General features: G+C 65.0%; 13 protein-coding genes and 1 tRNA gene. 5 read left to right on the top strand and 9 right to left on the bottom strand.

What is annotated here, in order from left to right:
• Nucleotide 1 precedes the first annotated feature (1 nt).
• From NFW30_RS07455 to rsmB, 3 genes are read right to left on the bottom strand one after another with little or no spacing between them, the layout of a single operon-like run.
• Entirely contained in the window at nucleotides 2-2155 is a 2154-nt protein-coding gene (locus NFW30_RS07455; RefSeq protein WP_295353377.1) for an ATP-binding protein, read from the bottom strand.
• Nucleotides 2152-2778, bottom strand: a complete 627-nt coding sequence (locus NFW30_RS07450) for a DUF4390 domain-containing protein (protein ID WP_295353380.1) — start codon at nucleotides 2776-2778, stop codon at nucleotides 2152-2154. Before NFW30_RS07450 ends, NFW30_RS07455 begins: the two co-directional genes overlap by 4 nt.
• The gene (gene rsmB, locus NFW30_RS07445; RefSeq protein ID WP_363322081.1) at nucleotides 2753-4087 is read right to left on the bottom strand and encodes a 16S rRNA (cytosine(967)-C(5))-methyltransferase RsmB; all 1335 of its coding nucleotides are present in this window, start codon (nucleotides 4085-4087) and stop codon (nucleotides 2753-2755) included. The genes NFW30_RS07450 and rsmB overlap by 26 nt, the downstream gene beginning before the upstream one ends.
• Nucleotides 4088-4179: 92 nt before the next feature.
• Between rsmB and NFW30_RS07440 the strand changes: the two genes are divergently transcribed.
• Nucleotides 4180-5178 (top strand): S1/P1 nuclease, encoded by a 999-nt coding sequence (locus tag NFW30_RS07440; RefSeq protein WP_295371950.1) that lies wholly within the window; start codon nucleotides 4180-4182, stop codon nucleotides 5176-5178.
• A 45-nt stretch (nucleotides 5179-5223) separates the two neighbouring features.
• Here the strand turns inward: NFW30_RS07440 and fmt are convergent, their stop codons facing one another.
• Both fmt and def read right to left on the bottom strand, forming a co-directional pair.
• Nucleotides 5224-6150 carry a methionyl-tRNA formyltransferase gene (gene fmt / locus NFW30_RS07435; RefSeq protein ID WP_295353386.1) on the bottom strand — a complete coding sequence of 309 codons (927 nt, stop codon included), beginning with the start codon at nucleotides 6148-6150 and terminating at the stop codon, nucleotides 5224-5226.
• Nucleotides 6147-6650 carry a peptide deformylase gene (gene def / locus NFW30_RS07430; RefSeq protein WP_295353389.1) on the bottom strand — a complete coding sequence of 168 codons (504 nt, stop codon included), beginning with the start codon at nucleotides 6648-6650 and terminating at the stop codon, nucleotides 6147-6149. Before def ends, fmt begins: the two co-directional genes overlap by 4 nt.
• A gap of 181 nt (nucleotides 6651-6831) precedes the next feature.
• Here def and NFW30_RS07425 point away from each other — a divergent pair, with 181 nt between their 5' ends.
• The 3 genes from NFW30_RS07425 (at nucleotide 6832) to NFW30_RS07415 (ending at nucleotide 11859) form a co-directional block, all read left to right on the top strand.
• Entirely contained in the window at nucleotides 6832-7851 is a 1020-nt protein-coding gene (locus NFW30_RS07425) for a LysM peptidoglycan-binding domain-containing protein (protein ID WP_295353392.1), read from the top strand.
• On the top strand, nucleotides 7851-8984 hold the full coding sequence (gene dprA, locus NFW30_RS07420; protein ID WP_295353395.1) for a DNA-processing protein DprA: 1134 nt from the start codon (nucleotides 7851-7853) through the stop codon (nucleotides 8982-8984). The genes NFW30_RS07425 and dprA overlap by 1 nt, the downstream gene beginning before the upstream one ends.
• Before the next feature lie 280 nt (nucleotides 8985-9264).
• A complete protein-coding gene (locus NFW30_RS07415; protein WP_295371947.1) occupies nucleotides 9265-11859 on the top strand; it encodes a DNA topoisomerase III in 2595 nt (864 codons plus the stop codon).
• Between the two features lie 63 nt (nucleotides 11860-11922).
• On the opposite strand, the gene NFW30_RS07410 is transcribed toward NFW30_RS07415, so the two are convergent.
• Nucleotides 11923-12834 carry a hydrogen peroxide-inducible genes activator gene (locus tag NFW30_RS07410; RefSeq protein WP_295353402.1) on the bottom strand — a complete coding sequence of 304 codons (912 nt, stop codon included), beginning with the start codon at nucleotides 12832-12834 and terminating at the stop codon, nucleotides 11923-11925.
• Between the two features lie 109 nt (nucleotides 12835-12943).
• On the bottom strand, nucleotides 12944-13717 hold the full coding sequence (locus tag NFW30_RS07405; RefSeq protein ID WP_295353430.1) for a 16S rRNA pseudouridine(516) synthase: 774 nt from the start codon (nucleotides 13715-13717) through the stop codon (nucleotides 12944-12946).
• Nucleotides 13718-13788: 71 nt separating this feature from the next.
• On the opposite strand from NFW30_RS07405, the gene NFW30_RS07400 reads away from it, so the two are divergent.
• Entirely contained in the window at nucleotides 13789-14133 is a 345-nt protein-coding gene (locus NFW30_RS07400) for a DUF1840 domain-containing protein (protein ID WP_295353404.1), read from the top strand.
• Between the two features lie 40 nt (nucleotides 14134-14173).
• Here the strand turns inward: NFW30_RS07400 and thiC are convergent, their stop codons facing one another.
• Together thiC and NFW30_RS07390 are read right to left on the bottom strand one after the other, a co-directional pair.
• A complete protein-coding gene (gene thiC / locus NFW30_RS07395; protein ID WP_295353407.1) occupies nucleotides 14174-16090 on the bottom strand; it encodes a phosphomethylpyrimidine synthase ThiC in 1917 nt (638 codons plus the stop codon).
• A 264-nt stretch (nucleotides 16091-16354) separates the two neighbouring features.
• Nucleotides 16355-16430, bottom strand: a tRNA-Glu gene (locus tag NFW30_RS07390).
• Nucleotides 16431-16508: the final 78 nt, after the last annotated feature.

Genomic DNA, 16508 nt, shown 5'->3' with positions numbered 1-16508 from the left:
CTCAGGTCCCGGAAAGAGTCTTCTTGGAACGGCTGTCGGAGTCCGCCTGCGGCGCAAGTGGCAGGCTGATGCTGACCTCTGCGCCGACCGGCTGACGGTTGTTGATGGTGATGCGGCCATGATGCTCATCGACGATCTTCTTGACGATGGCGAGGCCGAGTCCGGTACCACGGGCCTTGGTCGTGACGTAGGGCTCGAAGACGCGGGCGATGATCTCGGGCGGAAACCCGGGCCCGTGGTCCTTCACCACCAACTCGGCCATGTTCTCTGCGCAGCGGGTGACGATGACGACACAGGGCGCGGCGGCTCCCTCCTGCGCCTCTTCGGCGTTGCGCAGGAGATTGTGGATGATCTGTCGCAACTGGGTAGCGTCGCCGAGCACCAGAGGCGTCCTGAGGTTGAGCTTGCGCTTGATGTGCACGCCGGAGGTCTCGTAAAGGCCGAGTACCTCGGTGATCAGTGCATTCAGGTCGACCGCCGCCAAGTCGGGTGCCGGCAAGCGCGCATAGTCGCTGAAATCGTTGACCATCCGTTTCATCGCCTGCACCTGGGTGATGATCGTTCGCGTCGCCCGCTCGAGCATCTCGGCGTCCACACCGCTCAGGTGATCGGCAAGCTTCATCTGCAAGCGCTCGGCCGAAAGCTGGATCGGCGTCAGCGGGTTCTTGATCTCGTGCGCCAGACGGCGTGCCACCTCGCCCCAGGCCGCGCTGCGCTGCGCCGCGATCAGTCGCGTGACGTCGTCGAACACGACGACGTAGCCGCCGTGTGACTCGGCGGGCAGTTCGGTGCCACGCAGGAGCAGAATCTGCGGCAGGCCACCGGAATGATCGAGTTCGATCTCTTCCTGCCATTCGCGGCGCCCGTGCTGGACAAAGGCGCGGTCGATCGCCTTCCCGAGCAACTGCTGGCGCACCCAGAGATCGGTCGGTTGGCCAAGCAGACCGTCGAAATCGTCAGACAGGATGGTCGACGCACCCTGGTTGACGGTTCGCAGGACCAGGCGCCGGTCGAAGACCAGGACACCGGCCGAGAGGTTGGCGAGGATCGATTCGAGGTAGGCGCGAGCCGCTTCCAGTTCGCTGCGGTGGCGCTCGTTGTCGCGCCGCGCCTCGTCGAGCTGGCTGGTCATCTGTTTGAAGGAACGGGTCAGAACGCCGAGCTCGTCCCGACTGTAGACCGCCTGGCGGGGCGTGTAGTCGCCAGCGGCCACGGCCTGCGTTCCCTCGGCGAGAATGGACAGCGGTGCCGACAGGCGACGGGCAAGAACGAAGGCCAGGGCGATGGCGGTGAACAGTGCCAGCAGCACCGTCAACGTCAGGGTCATGGCATAGATGCGCGTCAGACCCTCGCGGCCCAGCGACAGTTCCTGATAGTCCGCGTACACAGTCTGTACCCGGTCGGCGTTGAGCGCAAGGGCACTTGGTACCGGGTCGATGAGCTGCAGCAAGCGGGTCTCGACCCCGAGGCCGGCCGGCATCACGGCAACCAGGACGCGCAGCGTCAGATCCTTCTCGCCGCTGCCCTCGATGACGGCATGGCGGCGCTCCTTGCGGGCCAGGCGGAGTTGCTCGTCGGCCGGCTGCGACGGCAGCAGCGTCGACAGATCGCCCGTCGCCGTCGCCAGCAATTCGCCGCTGGTCGAGAACAGTGCTGCCGACTGCACGCCGTGCTGCTCGCGCAGGCGATTCAGATCGAGTCGCCGCTGCGCTTCCGAACGATCGGCCAGTTCGAGCGCCATGATCTGTGCCTTCACCGCCAGGTCCTCGAGCAGCGAATCGAGCGCGCTGCGGCCGAGGTTGAGACCGGCCTCGAGCGCCTTCTCGACGCGGACGTCGAACCAGGTCTCGATGCTCTTGGTCACGAACTGGACTGAAACGGCATAGATCAGGACGCCAGGCAAAACCGCCATCAGTCCGAACATGAGCATCAGGCGCAACTTGAGACGCGAACCGAAGACTTGCGCCCTGTGCTCCCGCCAGAGGGCGTGCAACTGCCAGGCAATCAGTGCCAGGAGCGAAAGCGCGACGATCGCATTGAGGCCGAGCAACCATGGATAGTGGCTGGCGAAGAGCGCCGTATTGGCGCTCGCCGAAGCGAGGAGAAACAGCAGGATGCCGCCAAAGGAGGCAGCGGCGACGATCAGGCTCTTCATCTGCTGTCGGACGCGGCGGCGGGTACGGGCACTGCCGTGGGCAGCAAGGGTACGACGAGTTCCGACGGGGTGAAAATCCAGCGCGCCCACTCCGACGACAGGTTCCAGTCGCGATTGGCAAGGGCGTTGACCTGAAAGGTCTTCGGCATCTGGCTCAGGTCGAGGCGCATGCGAACGGCGGCCTGGTAGCTCTCCCCAGGTCTGAAGGCACCGCGCTCGAGTACCAGCCAGTTTCGCAGGCGTGACAGGATCCGCTGTGCGTCATCGAGCGAAGTGAAGCTCTGATGCAGCGCGCCGCTCGACAGGCGGTACTGGCGGGTGAGTGCATGATAGGAAAGCTGGAACGTCTGGCTGCGACTGATCACCTGCTCGTCGAGCCAATACCAACGCGCCCGTGTCAGTTCGAAGTCGACGACGAAGTACAGTGTGACCCCACGTGCTATGGCGTCGTCGAGGCGGGCATTCAGATTGATGTTGAAGTCAGCCGACAGCAGGTAGCCTTCGTCGCTGGGCGAAAGAACGGGGTTGCGGACACTGATGTCGGAAGCCAGGATGGTGGAAGACCCGGACAGCAGCAGCAGGCCGCAAAGCCAGGCGTTAAGCAGCCTTCTCCAGTAGCGCATAATAGAATCCGTCATGTTCTTCGCGGGGCAGCCATCGTTCCTCGGTCACGCGCCTGGCAGCGGCTTGGCGAAAGAGAAAGGCGTCGATCTGCGCCGCATTCTCCTCCTCAAACAGAGAGCAGGTCGCATAGAGCATCTTTCCGCCCGCCTTGAGCAATGGCCACAGGCCATCGAGTATTTCCCGCTGCAGGTGAACGAACTGCCTGATGTCGCTCTGGCGGCGCAGGTACTTGATGTCTGGATGCCGTCGCACGACACCGGACGACGAACAGGGCACATCGGCAAGTACGAGGTCGAAGGCTCGTCCGTCCCACCAGTCCGAACTCCGCCGGCAGTCTGCCAGCACCACCGTCGCCGGTAGGCACAGGCGATGCAGGTTGTCTCTGATCCTTCGTACCCGGCTTTCCTGGACGTCGAGCGCCAGCAAATCGATGTCGGCCAGTTCGAGAAGGTGGCAGGTCTTGCCTCCCGGCGCCGCGCAGGCGTCGAGAACGCGTTGGCCCGTCTGCGGCGCCAGCAACTCGGCGGCACGCTGTGCCCCTGCATCCTGGATCGACACCAGGCCATCGGCAAAACCGGGGACCGCGTCCACCGTCAGCGCGTCGGCGAGCAACAACCCGGCCGGGCCAATGGGCCGCGCAGTGAGGCCGGCAGCGTGCAGCCTCGCCACGTACTCCGCGACGCGACAGCGCCGCTGATTGACGCGGAGCGTCATCGGCGGCGGCCGGTTGGCGATGGCGACGATCTGCTGCCAGCAGTCGGGGTATCCACGGCGAAGCCGCTGCAACCACCACGCCGGATGCTGATGCCTCGCCTCCTCGTCATCGAGCATCGCCCGCTCGAGGTCCTCACGCTGCCGCAGGTAGTTGCGCAAGACTGCGTTGACCAGTCCCTTGAAAGCACCTGCCGCCAGTTCGGCAGCCGCCGTCACCGCCTGATCCACCACCACGTAGGCGGTCTCCGGTCGGGAGCGCAGGCGATACAGGGCGGCCAGCAGAAGTGCCTCGGCCTCCGGATGTGGCAACGGCCTGGCGAGCAGGCGGCGCAGGAGGAACTCGCCGCAGCCGTAGCGCCGCAGTGTCGCGTAGGCGGCATCCTGCGCCTCGGCGCGGGCAGAAGCAGGCTCGCCGGCCAGCGGCGCCAGAGCTTGCGTCAAACTCCGGCCAGCGCGCACGGCAGCCAGGACACGTGCCGCCAGCAGCAGGCTGAAGGCCAGCGAATCGCGTGGCAGCCGACCGGGCTGACTGGCCGCTGCTCCAACGCGGACCCGCTGGGCGCGCGACGACGGGGCGGCTGATTGTGATGGCAAGCGCTGGGTCTTCATCGGCGGTCAAGAGTGCGGCGAGTTTAGCACGATGCCGGCAACTGGCGAGCCGGGCACCAAGAGCCGATAATGCGCGCATGCTGCAAACGTCAGGCAAAGCCATCCTGCTGCTACTGCTGCTCGGCCTCGCGCCGACAGCAGCGGCGTGGAACGCCGCCGGCCATCGCATCAGCGCGATGATCGCCTGGGAGAACCTCGACCAGGCGTGTCAGGCCGCGGTGACGACGATCCTGCGCGGGCATCCCGATTTCGACCGCTGGCTGGCGCGCAGCAAGGACGTCGATCCTGGCCGAACAGCGTTTGTCGAAGCGTCCACCTGGCCCGACGACATCCGCCGCGACCAGCGCTTCTACACCGCCGGCGACGAGGAGCCGACGCCGACGCTGCCTGGCTTCCCGGACATGGAGCGACGACTCGACTGGCATTACGTCGACCGGCCTATCAAGGAGGGCGCGGCAGTCCGCAAGGCGCCAGCGGGTGACATCGAACGGCAGATCGAGAGGCTGGCGCGGGTGATCGGCAACCCCCGCGCAAGTCGGGCAGAGCGTGCCTACGCCTTGCCTTGGCTCATTCACCTGGTCGGAGACGCACATCAGCCATTGCACGCTGCCAGTCGCTACTTGCCTGATGGCAGGAGCGATCAGGGCGGCAACACGGTCCGCATCGTCAATCCGTTCAACACGCGCCACCCCGAGACGACACTGCACCGCTACTGGGACGACCTGCCAGGCCCGCCGTGGCTGCGCGATGGCCGTCTGGCAGCCGCGGTCAGCAGCCTCACGACCCGCCATGCGCCACCACAAAGGGGAACGGCGGCGGCGCAGTCGATCGACGAGAGCTGGCGGCTCGCGCGTGACCATGCTTACCCGCCAGGTGCCGATGAGGTACCGACGATCGGCCCCGACTTCCACCGGCAGGCTCTGGAGATCGCCAATCGTCGCGTCAGCGAGGCCGGCTACCGACTCGCCGATCTGTTGCGTACCGTGCTGGCGAACCGCGAGGCACCCTCCTGGAAGGAATCCAGCCAGCCGGACATGCGTCGTGTTTCACGTGAAACATGCGCCAGCGGAGACTGAAGACCAACCCACAGCGTCCGTTCCGGAAACGCAAGCAGGCAGCGTTCAGGGCGCCAGCAGCGGGCAGCGGGAACCAACCGGTACCGCCAGGCCGTTGAGGAACTCCGCCGCCGACATGCGCCGCCCACCCGCCTGCTGCACCTCTTCGATGCATAGGGCTCCTTCACCACAGGCGATCAGCAGTCCGTCCCGGCCAGCCCCAAGGACAAGGCCGGGAGCACCGCATGCGGCCAGCGGACGTGCTGCCCAGACCTTGAGCACGCTGCTGCCCAGAGAGCAACGTGCCACCGGCAGCGGATTGAAGGCTCGCACCTGCCGTGCGAGCTGCACGGCAGGCAGGCGCCAGTCGAGCACAGCCTCAGCCTTGTCGATCTTGGCGGCGTAGGCAATCCCTTCAGCCGGCTGCTCGCAGCCGGCGAACGGCAGTCGATCGAGTACCTCGAGCAGGAGGCCGGCACCCAGATCGGCCAGCCGGTCGTGCAGCGAAGCGGCGGTGTCATCGTCACGAATGTCCTGCCTCGCCGACAACAACACCGGGCCACTGTCCAGCCCGGCGTCCATCTGCATGATGCTGATGCCGGTTTCCCGATCTCCGGCCAGAATGGCGCGCTGGATCGGCGCCGCGCCACGCCAGCGGGGCAGCAGCGAGGCGTGGATGTTGATGCAGCCCCAAAGCGGCAGGTCGAGAATCGCCTGCGGCAAGATCAGCCCGTAGGCGGCGACGACCAGGACGTCCAAGTCGCGGGAACGAATCTCTTGCTCGACGAGCGGGTCACGCAGTGTCGGTGGCTGCAGCAGCCTGAGTCCCGCGGCTTGCGCCAGTCGCTTCACCGGTGACGGACGCATGGCCAGGCCACGGCCCGCGGCACGATCGGGCTGTGTCAGCACCAGCTCGACCTCGTGGCCGGCTACCAGCAAGGCCCGCAGCGCAACGGCCGCGAAATCGGGCGTGCCGGCGAAGCCCAGCCTCATGCGGTGATCCGTGCCTGCTTGGCCAGCTTGCTACGGATGCGCAACTGCTTCAGTTGTGACAGGTGCTCGACGAATACCCGACCTTGCAGGTGATCGATTTCATGCTGCAGGCAGACGGCCAGCAAGCCGCTGGCGTCGACGACCTGTTCCCGCCCGTCGAGATCAAGATGGCGCACCACCACATGCTCGGCCCTCTCGACCCGATCGTAGATGCCCGGTACCGACAGACAGCCCTCCTCGCACTTCTGCAAGCCATCCTGCGCCTGGATTTCCGGATTGATGAGCACGAGCAACTGGTCCCGGGTTTCGGATGCATCGACGACGATCAAACGCAGGTGCACGTCCACCTGTGTCGCCGCCAGACCGATCCCCGGCGCCTCGTACATCGTTTCCGCCATGTCTCTCGCCAGCCGGCGTATGCCGTCATCGATGGCCACCACCGGCGCGGCAACCTTTTTCAGACGTGGGTCAGGGAAACGAAGTATCGGCAGCAAAGACATAAAAAACTTGATCGAATAAGTAACTACGTGCAGAATTTAAGGCAGTGTCTCGACAATGCCGGCGTCCGTGTATCGCACGCACCGGAAGCTTGGCGGCCGGGCTGCCGAATCGCTACGCTCCGACAGGAGCAGTGACCCTGAGTTCCCCCGAGAGTGCGGCTACACGTACGAGGATAACACGATGATCCGCTTCCTGTTCGCCTTCATCCTCGCCACGCTTGGCGGAATGTCCGGCGCTGCCGGTCAGGGCCTCGAGCTGGCCAGCGGGGCTCCCGAAAGACACATCGTCGTCCCTGGAGACACGCTCTGGGGAATCGCCGGCAAGTTCCTCAAGAACCCGTGGGAATGGCCGCTGATCTGGCGCATGAACCGGTCCGAGATCCGCAATCCACACCTCATCTACCCGGGAGACGTCATCGTCCTCGAACGCCACGCCGACGGCAGCCCGTGGTTGCGCCTGCAGAGTGCCAAGCTGATGCCCCAGGTTTACGCCGAGGGGATCGACCCGGGCGTACCGCCGATTCCGCCGAACGAAATCCGCCCTTTCCTTTCCGAGCCGCTGATCGTCGACAAGGACGGTCTCGCGAACGCCGCGCGCATTGTCGCCCTGCCGCCGGACCGCCTTTTCCTTGGCCGCGGCGACCGTGCCTATGTCGCCGATGCCGATCCCGGCCAGCGCGGATGGCAGATCTACCGCCAAGGCAAGCCCCTGGTCGATCCGGAAAGCAACGAGATCCTCGGCTATCAGGCTTACTACCTGGGTACCGCACGCCAGGTCGAACCCGGCAGTCCGGCCACCTTCGAGATCCTGACGTCGAAGGAGGAGATCGGACGTGGCGACCGCCTGGTGCCGCTGGTACGTCCCGAGTTGGTTCCCTACGTCCCCCACAAGCCCGATTTTGCCGTCGACGGCCGAGTGATATCGGTCTACGGCGGTGTCGATGCCGCCGGCCGGGGATCGATCGTCGCCATCAACCGGGGCCGCGCCGACGGCATGGAGATCGGTCACGTGCTCGCTCTCGAGCGCAACCGCACGATCGTCGAGCGCGACGAATACGACGCCACCGTCGTCATCCCGATACCCCCGGAGCGGGTCGGCCTGTTGTTCATCTTCCGCACCTTTCAACGGATTTCCTACGGCCTCGTCGTTCAGGCCATCGGTACCGTCGAGGTCAACGACTTCGCCCGCGTGCCGCAGTAATGGGTACCCGGGCAGCCGAGCTGCTGCCGTGGCTGCGCCTGACTCTGACCCCGGGAATTGGCGGCGAGACGCAGCGCAAGCTGCTGCGCGCCTTTGGTCCACCGGAGGCGATCTTCAGTGCTGAGCGCCCGGCGCTCGCGGCAGTGGCGGGGGAACGTGCCGCCAGCCTGCTGCTCGACCAGTACGATGCGGAACGACTCGAGAGCGCTCTCGCATGGTCGACACAGCCGGCACAGCACCTGGTATCTCTCGCCGATCCCGAGTATCCGCAGTCGCTTCTGCAGACCCCTGATCCACCCACCCTGCTCTATGTCCTCGGCCGTCTCGAACTCCTGAATTCGCCAGCTCTGGCGATCGTCGGCAGCCGCAACCCGACGCCACAGGGCCTCGGCAACGCCGAGCGCTTTGCCGCAGCGCTGGCCGACGCCGGTCTGACGATTGCCAGCGGGCTCGCCCTGGGCATCGATGCCGGCGCGCACCGGGGTGCGCTGGCGCGATCGGGAAACACCGTCGCTTTCATCGGAACCGGTATCGACCGTGTTTACCCCGCCCGCAACCGGGAGCTGGCGCGAGAGATCGGTCGCCGGGGTACGATCATCTCCGAGCTCGCCCTCGGCACGCCACCAGTGGCGGCCAATTTCCCACGTCGCAACCGGCTGATCGCCGGCTTCTCGCGCGGCACGCTGGTGATCGAAGCAACCGTCGACAGCGGCTCGCTGATTACCGCCCGCATCGCTGCGGAACAGGGACGAGAGGTCTTCGCGATCCCGGGATCGATCCACTCGCCTCAATCGCGCGGCTGCCACCGGCTGATCAAGCAGGGAGCAAAGCTGGTGGAAACCGTCACCGACGTCCTGGACGAACTACGCTGGAACGTGTCGAGGGAGAGCTCGACAACGACGGCAGAGACTGTCGCGGACGCGCCTGCGGACACAGCGACAGATGCCGCGCGCCTCCTGCAGTCCTTCGGTTTCGATCCGTTCAGCCTTGATGAATTGGTCACACGGGCCGGCCTGACCGCTGAGTGTGCTGCCGTGCTCTTGCTCGAGCTCGAACTGCAGGGTCAGATCGGCAGCATGCCCGGCGGCCGCTACCAGAGGCTGTCGGGCCCATCGACCAGCGGCCGTTCCTAGGCCGCCCGACGCAGTTCCCGGCCGGCGCCGCACGCGCTTCCACGGCAAGACCGGTCGCGGGCGGCTACGCCAGAGCGACTCGGCGCTGTTGACGGCATGCCTGCCACCACCGCGCCTGCCGGCAACCACCGGCTGGTCGGGAGGCCGGCTGCCGACTGGCTGCTCGTCGGGCTCGCTTGCCAAGCGCGGGGAACTGCTCTTATCATCGTCCGCAGGCAGCTCTGCTGTGGAGTACCCCGCAACCCCACCGTCGGCCCCTTTGCGGCTGACAGAGACCCCGATGAGCAAGAAACTGATCATTGCCGAGAAGCCGTCCGTCGCCGCCGACATCGCGCGAGCTCTGGGCGGTTTCGTTCGCCATGAGGACTATTTCGAGAGTGAGGATTACGTTCTCTCTTCGGCCATCGGCCATCTGCTTGAACTGGCCTGCCCCGCCGAGTATGAGGTCAAGAGGGGCAAGTGGTCCTTTGCTCACCTGCCGGTGATTCCTCCGCATTTCGCGCTGCAGCCGATCGCCAAGACGGAAGCACGCCTCAAGTTGCTGCTGCGTCTCATCAAACGCAAGGACGTCGTCACTCTGGTCAACGCCTGTGACGCCGGTCGTGAAGGCGAGTTGATCTTCAACTACATCAGCCAGCACGCGGGCAGCGGCAAGGCCGTCGAGCGGCTATGGCTGCAGTCGATGACGCCGCAAGCTATCCGCGAGGGTTTTACCCGGCTGCGCCGGGGCGGCGAGATGCACGGGCTGGCGCAGGCAGCGGTCTGTCGTTCGGAATCCGACTGGTTGGTCGGCATCAATGGCACACGGGCGATGACGGCGTTCAACTCCAAGACCGGCGGCTTCCACCTGACCACAGTCGGGCGCGTCCAGACTCCGACGCTGGCGCTGATCGTCGACCGCGAGGACCGCATCCGCAGGTTCAGGCCGCGCGCCTTCTGGGAACTGGAGGGCCGCTTCGTCTGCGCCGCCGGCGACTACCGCGGGAAGTGGTTCGACGAGAAGTTCCAGGGCAAGGACGACGATGAGCACGCCCGCGCCGACCGGCTGTGGGACGAGGAGCGGGCAACAGTCCTGCAACGGAAGTGTCTTGGCAAGCCGGGCAGCGTCAGCGAGGAATCCAAGGCATCCAGCCAGGTCTCGCCCCTCCTCTATGACCTCACGAGCCTGCAGCGCGAGGCGAACAGCCGCTTCGGCTTCTCCGCCAAGGCCACTCTTGGGCTGGCACAGGCACTGTACGAGAAACACAAGGTCCTCACCTACCCGCGCACCGACTCCCGCGCCTTGCCCGAGGACTACCGGCCGACTGTGACCAGCACGCTGGCGATGCTCGCCGGTGATGCGGGCAGCAAGGCGCATGCCGAAGGGCTGCTGGCGAGTTATGCCCCCTTTGCGCAGACGATCCTTGAACGTCACTGGGTGCAGCCCAACAAGAGGATTTTCAACAACGCCAAGGTCGCCGATCACTTCGCGATCATTCCAACGTTGCAGGCCCCAAAGCACCTTTCCGAGCCCGAGTCGAAGCTCTACGACATGGTCGTCAAGCGATTCCTTGCCGTCTTCCATCCAGCTGCGGAGTACCAGATCACTACCCGCATCACCCGCGTCGAGGGTGAGCCCTTCAAGAGCGAAGGCCGGATTCTCGTCAATGCCGGCTGGCTGGCCGTCTATGGCCGCGAGGCGCAGGAGGGCGAAGACGGCAACCTCGTAGCGGTCGTGCCAGGGGAGATGGTGCGCACCAGCGATGTGGTGGTCTCAGGGCATCAGACCCGCCCACCGGCGCGCTACTCCGAAGCCACGCTCCTGACGGCAATGGAGGGCGCTGGCAAGGCCATGGACGACGAGGAACTGCGCGCGGCTATGGCCGGCCGAGGTCTGGGCACGCCGGCCACGCGCGCCCAGATCATCGAGAACCTGTTGGCGGAACAGTATCTGCTGCGCGAAGGTCGCGAGCTGCTCCCGACTGCCAAGGCCTTCTCCCTGATGACCCTGCTCAATGGACTCGGCATCCCCGAGTTGACCGCACCCGAACTGACCGGCGAGTGGGAGTGGAAACTGGCACGGATGGAGCGTGGCGAACTGACGCGCGACGACTTCATGCGCGAGATCGCGGAAATGACCCGGAGGATCGTCGACCGCGCCAAGAGCTACGACAGCGACAGCGTTCCCGGTGATTTCGGCGAGCTGGCGGCTCCCTGTCCCAAGTGCGGCGCGGTCATCAGGGAGACGTACAAGAAGTTCCAGTGCCAGGGCTGCGACTTCTCGCTCTGGAAAATCGTCGCCGGGCGCCAGTTCGAAGCGCGCGAGATCGACGAGCTACTCGAGCAACGGCGGATCGGCCCACTGACCGGCTTTCGCAACAGGCTCGGCCGCCCGTTCAGAGCCATCATCCTGCTCAATGAAGAGAATGCACCCGTTTTCGATTTCGGCCAGGGCAGCGTCAACGACGATGGCAGCGCCGATGAGCCGGACTTCTCCGAAAGCGAGGCGCTCGGTGCGTGTCCCAAGTGTGGTGCCCGTGTCTTTCGCCACGGCCTCGCCTACGTCTGCGAAAGGTCCGTCACCGCGGGCCGCAGCTGCGACTTCCGCTCGGGCACCATCATCCTGCAGCAACCCATCGAACCCGAGCAGATGCGCAGGCTCCTTGCAGACGGACGTTCCGAGCTGCTGCGAGGATTCGTATCTGCCCGCACCCGCCGCAAGTTTTCCGCCTATCTGGTCCGTACGGCCGACGGCAAGGTCGGCTTCGAGTTCGAGAAGTGGGAACCGAAGCCGACCGCTGCGAAAGCACTCAGCGCAGCCAGCAAGACGGCTGCAACGACAGCCGTCTCGACCACCGAAACGCCGCCGACAAGACGCCGAAAGGCTGTCGGCTGACTGACCGGCTGTTGACGCAGATGACACTCCCGTTCCACGTGAAACACCGCTTCCCGACCTCAGTCAGACGATGAGCACTCCCGGCGGAGGGCAATCGACGATCGCTGCAAGCAGGACATCTATCGCCTGCGGCCTGGGAAACGTCGCCCGCCACGCAATCACCACCTTCCGTACCGGTACCGGCTCGCTGAACGGGCGCACGCTCAACAGGGAATCCGCAGGCGGCCAGGACGCCGCTGCCGATGCCGGAACAACCGAAATCCCGGCTCCACTGGCTATCATGTAGCGCACCGTCTCCAGCGAGCTGCCTTCCAGCGAGCCATCGGTTCCGCCAGGCGCCGATAGTTGCGGACAGGCCTGCACCACCTGATCCCGAAAGCAGTTGCCATTGCCCAGCAGCAACAGGTTCTCGGCGGCGACCTGCCGAGCGTCAATCCGCTCGTGCTGCGTCAGTGGATGCCGTGGTGGCATCACGACGCAGAAAGGCTCTTCGTAAACCACTCGCGAAACGACGCCGGGCTCGGCAAACGGCAGGGCGACGACGATCACGTCGAGATCTCCCCGCCGCAGTTGCCCTGCCAGGTTGACGGTGAAGTTTTCCTGCAGGTAGAGCGGCATCCTGGGGGCGCGCGCGTGCAGCGCGGGGATCAGCCGCGGCAGCAGATAAGGTGCCACCGTATAGATCGCTCCCAGCCGCAACGGCCCCAGCAACGGGTCCTTGCCCTGCGCCACGATCTCCTTCAGCCGCGCGGCCTCCTCCAGTACCCGCTCCGCCTGTCGCGCAATCTGCTCACCCATCATCGTCAGGCGTACGTCTGCCGAGGAGCGCTCGAAAAGAACCACGCCATGGCGCTGCTCAACCTTCTTGACGGCCACCGACAGGGTCGGCTGACTCACATGGCACTTCTCGGCTGCATGCCCGAAGTGTCGTTCGCGCGCCAGTGCCACGATGTAGCGCAGTTCGGTCAGGGTCATTGCCAGCCTCCAACGGGGCGGGCATCACTTCGGCGCCAGGTGCTGGACACCCCGGCGAAAGCTGCAGCTGCCGGCATTCGCCCGACAGCGACCAACGCCAGCGCTCTCATCACGATCCTTGCCCTCCCAATGTCGCCGGACGGTCGCCGTGCACCGGGTCACCGCCCGCTGCCGTCAGCCTACCGACAGCCAGAAGATCGAGGTCAGCCGCCTCGAGCCAGATCCACTCCCCTGCGCGCAGGTCTGGCGGCAGCACGAAGCCGCCTATGGCCACCCGATGAAGACTCTCCACGCGGTTGCCGACCGCCGCCAGCATCCGTTTGACGAGGTGGTAGCGACCGAGCGTCAGGCTCAGGCGCAAGTGCCTGTCGTCCAGGCGCTCGCAGCCCGCTGCAGCCACCGGCAGGGCTTCATCGCGCAGCGTCACACCTTCGAGCAGGGTCCGCACTTGCCCGTCATCGACCATATGCCGCGTTCTGACCTCATAGACCTTCTCGACCAGCTTACGGGGTGAAGTGTAGCGGTGAACGAAGGCGCCATCATCGCTCAGCAGCAGTAGACCCGTCGTATCCTGGTCGAGGCGGCCAACCGCCTGTACGCCGCGCCTCGTCAGTGGCCGCGGCAACAACGAGTAAACGCTCTGATGCCGTTGTGGCCGATGCGAACACTCGTAGCCCGCGGGCTTGTGCAGCGCCAAATAGGCCGCTTGGCGATAGCGCCAGGAGACATCATCGACCGAAAAGACCAGTCCCTCGCCTTCGTACGGCCTCGCCCAGTCGGTACACCGCCTACCGTTCACGCACACCCGGCCGCTGGCGACCAGCGCCCGACACTCGGCGCGACTGCCGAAACCCTGCGACTGCAACAGGCGAGCGAGCTCCATCACGCTATTGTCATTCGATCCCGTACCTGCCACAATGGCTGTACGGTTCACGACCCAAGGAGACGCGAGCGATGCTGGTCAAGTTCACATCAAGCACCTCCGGCCAGATCATGATGTTCGCCGCCATCGCACGACAGCTGCTGCAGGCCATCGGCAAGGACTGCAGTGCTCGCGGCGTCATCACCACCGAACAGCTGCCGGAAGCAATCACACGCCTGCGCCAGGCAGCCGCCGAGCATAAAGCCACGCCACCCGCCTCATCGGGCGACGACGGCGGACGCGCCAGTACCGTCGGCGACGAAGACGAGTCAAGGCCCGTCGGCCTCGGCCAGCGAGCGTTTCCATTGATCGAGCTGCTGCAGTGGACGCAACAGGAAGAGGGCTTCGTCCTCTGGGAGGCCGCCAGCGACTTCTAGCCTGCTGTGCGGCGGTTGTGCGCCGTCGCGCTCCAACGTATCAGACCTTGTGATACACCTCTGCTCCGCTTCTGACGAACTCGATCGATTTTTCCTCCATCCCTCTTGCCAGGGCATCCTCGTCGCTCAGACCCTCGGCCAGAGCGAACTCGCGTACCTCCTGGGTGATCTTCATCGAACAGAAGTGTGGCCCGCACATCGAGCAGAAGTGCGCCACCTTCGCCGACTCCTTGGGCAGCGTCTCGTCATGAAACTCGCGCGCCTTGTCCGGATCGAGCCCCAGGTTGAACTGATCCTCCCAGCGAAACTCGAAGCGCGCCTTTGACAGCGCATTGTCGCGAATCTGTGCGCCAGGGTGGCCCTTTGCCAGATCCGCGGCGTGCGCGGCGAGCTTGTAGGTGATGATACCGGTCTTGACGTCATCCTTGTCCGGCAGGCCCAGGTGCTCCTTCGGCGTGACGTAGCAGAGCATCGCCGTGCCATACCAGCCGATCATTGCCGCCCCGATGCCGCTGGTGATGTGATCATAGCCTGGAGCGATGTCGGTGGTCAGTGGTCCGAGGGTGTAGAACGGCGCCTCGCGGCAGCACTCAAGCTGCAAGTCCATGTTTTCCTTGATCATGTGCATTGGCACGTGACCCGGGCCCTCGATCATCACCTGCACGTCATGCTTCCAGGCGACCTCGGTCAGCTCGCCGAGGGTTTTCAGCTCGCCCAGCTGCGCCGCATCGTTGGCGTCATGGATCGATCCGGGCCGCAGGCCGTCGCCAAGGCTGAAGGCCACGTCGTAGGCCTTCATGATCTCGCAGATCTCGTCGAAGTGCGTGTACAGGAAGCTCTCGCGGTGATGTGCCAGGCACCACTTGGCCATGATCGAACCGCCGCGCGACACGATCCCCGTCAGCCGTCCAGCCGTCAGCGGCACGTAGCGCAGCAGGACCCCGGCATGGATGGTGAAGTAATCGACGCCCTGCTCAGCCTGCTCGATCAGCGTGTCGCGAAAGATCTCCCAGCTCAGCTCTTCGGCCTTTCCGCTGACTTTCTCGAGTGCCTGGTAGATCGGCACCGTGCCGATCGGTACCGGGCTGTTGCGGATGATCCACTCCCGGGTTTCATGAATGTTCTTCCCGGTCGACAAGTCCATCACGGTGTCCCCACCCCAACGGATCGCCCAGGTCATCTTCTCGACCTCCTCCTGGATGCTCGATCCAAGTGCCGAGTTGCCGATGTTGGCGTTGATCTTGGTCAGGAAGTTGCGGCCGATGATCATCGGCTCGCTTTCCGGATGATTGATGTTGCAGGGAATGATCGCCCGGCCGCGAGCCACCTCGGAACGGACGAATTCGGCCGTGATCTCATCCGGGATGCTTGCGCCGTGGCTGTTGCCGCGATGCTGACGACAGAGTGTCTCCGCCAGCCGCTGGCCCTGCGGCCCAGCCTGGCGCAACTGCTCGACATACTGCTGTCGATTGCCGTTCTCGCGGATGGCTACAAACTCCATTTCCGGCGTGATCATGCCGCGTCGCGCATAGTGCATCTGGCTCACGTTGCCACCCGGCTTGGCGCGCAGCGGCTTTCTCTGCAAACCGGGAAATCGCAGTTCGTCCAACGCCCCATCAGCGGCGCGCTGGCGCCCAAATTCCGAACTCAGTCTCGCGAGTGGCTCGCTGTCGCCACGTTCAGCAATCCATTGCGCGCGCAAGGCCGGCAAGCCCTGACGAACGTCGACTCGCGCCAGTGGATCCGAGTACGGGCCGGAGCAGTCGTAGACATAGATCGGGGGATTCTTCTCTCCGCCGAAAGCGGTATCGGTATCCGCCTGCGCAATCTCGCGCATCGGCACGCGGATATCCGGTCGACTGCCAACGACAAAAATCTTGCGTGAGTTTGGCAGCGGCCTGATCGCTGCCTCATCGACATGCGCCTCAGCGGCCATGAACTTCTCGTTAGCATTCATCGTTCTTCCTCGCAAGGGCGGATGGCGGGCCTGGCATTGCAGCTTCGGGATGCATGGGCTTGACCGGGCGCCCGGGACAAAGTTTCATCCCCGTTCCGCTGCTCCCCGACCGGTGGACGGCTCATTGCCACCTGCGCCCGGCATCAGTTGCGCTGCGCCGTCGGTGCTGACGGGGTCAGCCGGCGACCGCCAACGTGTACTGCCAACTTAATTGATTTGCCGATCCTTGGCAAGAATGCCGGCGGCGCTGAGAACCGCAAGAGCTGGCGTCCCCACGGGGATTCGAACCCCGGTACCTACCGTGAAAGGGTAGTGTCCTGGGCCTCTAGACGATGGGGACCCGGATCAATGATCTTTCGCTGCGCTGGTGGAGGTACGCGGGATCGAACCGCGGACCTCTTGCATGCCATGCAAGCGC

It is taken from the genome of Accumulibacter sp., from assembly GCF_023806635.1.
GTDB lineage: Bacteria > Pseudomonadota > Gammaproteobacteria > Burkholderiales > Rhodocyclaceae > Accumulibacter.
This window is presented reverse-complemented; position numbering and strand designations above follow the sequence as displayed.

Coding starts and splice junctions, on each gene's coding strand:
- NFW30_RS07455 (WP_295353377.1), bottom strand. CDS start 2,155: ATGAAGAGCCTGATCGTCGCCGCTGCCTCCTTTGGCGGCATCCTGCTG.
- NFW30_RS07450 (WP_295353380.1), bottom strand. CDS start 2,778: ATGCGCTACTGGAGAAGGCTGCTTAACGCCTGGCTTTGCGGCCTGCTG.
- NFW30_RS07440 (WP_295371950.1), top strand. CDS start 4,180: ATGCTGCAAACGTCAGGCAAAGCCATCCTGCTGCTACTGCTGCTCGGC.
- fmt (WP_295353386.1), bottom strand. CDS start 6,150: ATGAGGCTGGGCTTCGCCGGCACGCCCGATTTCGCGGCCGTTGCGCTG.
- def (WP_295353389.1), bottom strand. CDS start 6,650: ATGTCTTTGCTGCCGATACTTCGTTTCCCTGACCCACGTCTGAAAAAG.
- NFW30_RS07425 (WP_295353392.1), top strand. CDS start 6,832: ATGATCCGCTTCCTGTTCGCCTTCATCCTCGCCACGCTTGGCGGAATG.
- dprA (WP_295353395.1), top strand. CDS start 7,851: ATGGGTACCCGGGCAGCCGAGCTGCTGCCGTGGCTGCGCCTGACTCTG.
- NFW30_RS07415 (WP_295371947.1), top strand. CDS start 9,265: ATGAGCAAGAAACTGATCATTGCCGAGAAGCCGTCCGTCGCCGCCGAC.
- NFW30_RS07410 (WP_295353402.1), bottom strand. CDS start 12,834: ATGACCCTGACCGAACTGCGCTACATCGTGGCACTGGCGCGCGAACGA.
- NFW30_RS07405 (WP_295353430.1), bottom strand. CDS start 13,717: ATGGAGCTCGCTCGCCTGTTGCAGTCGCAGGGTTTCGGCAGTCGCGCC.
- NFW30_RS07400 (WP_295353404.1), top strand. CDS start 13,789: ATGCTGGTCAAGTTCACATCAAGCACCTCCGGCCAGATCATGATGTTC.
- thiC (WP_295353407.1), bottom strand. CDS start 16,090: ATGAATGCTAACGAGAAGTTCATGGCCGCTGAGGCGCATGTCGATGAG.